This is a genomic window from Pseudomonadota bacterium (assembly GCA_026388215.1).
Classification (GTDB): domain Bacteria; phylum Desulfobacterota; class Syntrophorhabdia; order Syntrophorhabdales; family Syntrophorhabdaceae; genus JAPLKF01.
In genome coordinates, this window is the sequence record JAPLKF010000161.1 from 1 (window position 1) to 3096 (window position 3096).

Consider the following 3096-nt stretch of genomic DNA (forward strand, 5'->3'; position numbering starts at 1 on the left):
AGTTCATGCTCTATCTCCTCTTTTACCCTGTTAATATCGGCAGAAGGCAGGTCGATCTTATTGATGACCGGGATAATCACAAGGTTGTGTTCCATGGCGGCATAGAGATTTGCCAGTGTCTGCGCCTCAACCCCCTGCGAGGCATCAACGAGAAGGAGCACCCCTTCGCATGAGGCGAGCGCACGGGATACTTCATAGGAAAAATCTACATGGCCCGGGGTATCGATAAGGTTTAACTCAAACTCTTCGCCACCCTTGCTCTTGTAAGGCAGGTTAAAGGTCTGGCTCTTAATGGTGATACCGCGTTCACGTTCAATATCCATGTTATCGAGTATCTGGTCGCGGAACTGCCGCTCATCCACAAGGTTTGTGTGCTGGATCAGACGGTCGGCGAGCGTTGATTTCCCGTGGTCTATGTGAGCAATAATGCTGAAATTTCGTATCCTTTTCATAGTCCCTTTCTTTATGCGTATTTATTTAACCCATTCTTGGTATAAGGTAAACATTTTTTCGAAAGCATTCCTTCAGTTATGGATGAAAATCTATCAGCTAAGTAATAGGGGTCAAGTAATAGGGGTCAGGTCTTGAATTATAAGTTTTTTCCATTATTCCCACTCCTTTTACTTTCCATTTTCCTGCTATTTCAATAGGTTGTCAAGTATTTTTTAGCTTTCAGCCATCAACTATCGGCCGTAAGCTTTCAGGTAAAAACGTTTATACCATTTCGCCATCATCAACTCTATAAAGGCGGGAACATCTTCCCTGAGTATGACTCACGGTAAGGTTTAATTGCGAAGGCAGTATTGAGCAACACGACCGGGGGCCACCCGTGTCATACTTCCACAGGTACCCGGCTGGTGGAAAGCGTTCCCACCATAGCGGGATGATGTGCAGGCCTGAACATCTTCGGGTAGCCTCCGCCCTTGCACATCAAGCGATGCAAGCCCTACAATGGTCGGGAGAGTAGTGCGAAAGTGCGAGGGGATGTGTTCCCGCTGTCAAGCAATGGTAATTGATGGCGAAGAGTATAAAATGGTATTACCCGACAAACATAAGGGGAAGGCGGTCTGCGATGAGGTAACCCTTCTGGGTGGGGATTATCCTGCCATTTAGAATCTTCACAAACCCGGACCGCTTTAATTGCGATAAGACCTGAGTCATTGAAGGACTGCCGCAGGCATCATCGATAGAGACGCCGCTTTCAGTCCTGAAGCCGAGATAGAGGCGCTCCAGTCTTAACTGTTCAGGAGAGAGGGTCTCTGATCCCTCAACAGGTTTTTCTCCCCGTGCAAGCAACCGGCAATACCCTTCAACAGACCTGCAGTTCCACCATCTTACACCGTCTTTGAAAGAATGGGCAGCCGGACCGAGTCCGAGGTATGGGACATGATGCCAGTATTTCTGGTTATGGCGTGAGAAATATCTTTTCTCTTTCGCAAAGTTGGAAACTTCATAGTGGATAAAACCATGTTTCTTTAAAAACTGTGACGTGAGCAAAAAGAAGGTCCTTTCCTTCTCTTCTCCGATGGATTTTAGCTTGCCTTCCGTCTTTAATCTACCATATGGTGTTGTCTCCTTCAGCGTGAACTGATAGCAGGAAAGATGGGTTGGTTCAAACCTAACCGCCTTTTCCATTGTCTCTAACCAGCTTTCTTTAGTCTGCCCGGGAAAGCCGTACATAAGGTCTATCCCGATGTTGAAAAAGCCGCAGGACTTTGCAAGCCTTACTGCCTTATCAGCATCATAGCCGGTATGCCTTCTGTTCAGAAACATGAGCTCTTTTTCATTGAAGGACTGGACACCTATACTCAGCCGGTTGACACCGATTGCACGTAATGCCTCCAATTTCCCGGCTGTCATATCATCGGGGTTTGCCTCAACGGTTATCTCTGTGCCGGGGAGAAAGACAAAATGGCTTCGAAGGTTATTTAGAAGGCGCTCTATCTGTTGATTGCTCAGGAGGGTAGGAGTCCCGCCGCCAAGATAGAGTGAATCGAAGGCAATAAAGTCCGTATTATAGAAAGATATCTCCTTTTGAAGGGCATCAAGCCAGGACTCCACAAGAGAAAGGTCTGTTACAGAATAAAAATCACAGTACGGGCACTTTGTCTTACAGAAAGGAATGTGGATATAGAGTCCGGGCACTTCATCACACTCAACGCTGCTTTTCATCTCTCTGCCCTCTGCGCTATGCACTCTGCGGGATTTATTCACTCAGTGTCTGTCTTTAACACTGCCATGAATGCACTCTGCGGGATTTCAACCGAACCGACAACTCTCATCCTTTTCTTACCCTTTTTCTGTTTTTCAAGTAGCTTTCTCTTCCGGGTAATGTCCCCGCCATAACATTTTGCAGTAACATCCTTTCTGAAAGGCGAGATGGTCGAACGGGCAATGATCTTACCCCCAATGGCGCCCTGGATAGCTATTTTGAATTGCTGCCTCGGTATCTCGTCTTTCAGGCTGTCACATGCCTTTAGCGCCCTATCACGGGCATGTTCGCGGTGAACGATCATCGAGAGGGCATCCACCTTTTCCCCGTTTACGAGTATGTCAAACTTTACCAGATCGCTTTCCCTGTAATCGATAATCTCGTAATCGAAAGACCCGTATCCCTGGGTGATGCTTTTAAGCCTGTCGTAAAAGTCGAAGATTACTTCACTTAGAGGCATGTCAAAAGCAATCTCGACGCGGCCTGAAGCAGGATAGCTGAGATGAGAATTAACTCCGCGCCGATCCATGCAGAGCTTCATGACAACCCCTACGTAACGTTCGGGAATCATGATGTTTGCCCTGATATAAGGCTCTTCGCCCTTCTTGATTTCTGTCGGGTCAGGGTAATATGCGGGGTTATCAATGATTACCGTACTGCCGTCGGTGAGTAATAAGCGGTACTGGACACTCGGCGCAGTCATGATGATATATTGGTCGAACTCCCGCTCAAGCCTCTCCTGGAAGATCTCAAGGTGAAGGAGCCCGAGGAATCCGCAGCGGAAGCCCTGCCCCAGTGCTGCAGATGAATCCTTTTGGTAAATGAGGGCTGCATCATTCAATTTGTACTTTTCAAGCGCCTCGGCAAGCGATAGATAGTCGTCG

Annotated in this window: 3 protein-coding genes; all 3 read right to left on the reverse strand. The window is 47.5% G+C overall.

Annotated elements, in window-relative coordinates; translation table 11 throughout:
• Window positions 1-452, reverse strand: a 452-nt coding sequence (locus tag NTU69_09160; protein ID MCX5803676.1) for a GTP-binding protein, incomplete at its 3' end; no start/stop codon positions are given.
• Between the two features lie 586 nt (window positions 453-1038).
• Window positions 1039-2172 (reverse strand): radical SAM family heme chaperone HemW, encoded by a 1134-nt coding sequence (gene hemW / locus NTU69_09165; GenBank protein ID MCX5803677.1) that lies wholly within the window; start codon window positions 2170-2172, stop codon window positions 1039-1041.
• 38 nt (window positions 2173-2210) lie between these two features.
• Window positions 2211-3096, reverse strand: an 886-nt coding sequence (locus NTU69_09170) for an elongation factor 4 (GenBank protein MCX5803678.1), incomplete at its 5' end; no start/stop codon positions are given.

Bases quoted from the DNA above. Each gene is read 5' to 3' on its own strand.
- hemW (MCX5803677.1), bottom strand. From the start codon at position 2,172: ATGAAAAGCAGCGTTGAGTGTGATGAAGTGCCCGGACTCTATATCCAC.